This is a genomic window from Acinetobacter sp. TUM15071 (assembly GCF_008980925.1).
Classification (GTDB): Bacteria; Pseudomonadota; Gammaproteobacteria; order Pseudomonadales; family Moraxellaceae; genus Acinetobacter; species Acinetobacter dispersus.
The window spans coordinates 1-238 of the sequence record NZ_BKGB01000094.1 but is presented as its reverse complement, the minus strand read 5'-3'; the positions used below and the strand labels follow the sequence as shown (position 1 = coordinate 238).

Sequence of the window (238 nt, the reverse complement as noted above, 5' to 3'; positions counted from 1 at the left end):
TGTCTGGGGCATTCGGTGCAGTCACATCTACGGTATACACTTGCGTATCTGTGATGTTGCTGCTGTTACCCGCGGTATCGGTGAAGGTTGCTGTTGCATCAATGGTTTTATCACCAGCCGCCAACAGGTCACTACCTGCAACACTCGCGCTCCAGTTGCCTGTTGCTGGATCAACGGTCGCTGTATAGGTCACGCCATTGATCAACAAGGTCACAGCACTGGTCGCTGCATCAGCAGG

The 238-nt window shown here is 53.4% G+C and carries 1 protein-coding gene; it reads right to left on the bottom strand.

All coding sequences use genetic code 11. The features are described 5' to 3' along the window. Window positions 1-238 (bottom strand): hypothetical protein (locus GBI66_RS19585; RefSeq protein ID WP_308464072.1); only part of this gene is annotated, 238 nt, incomplete at both ends.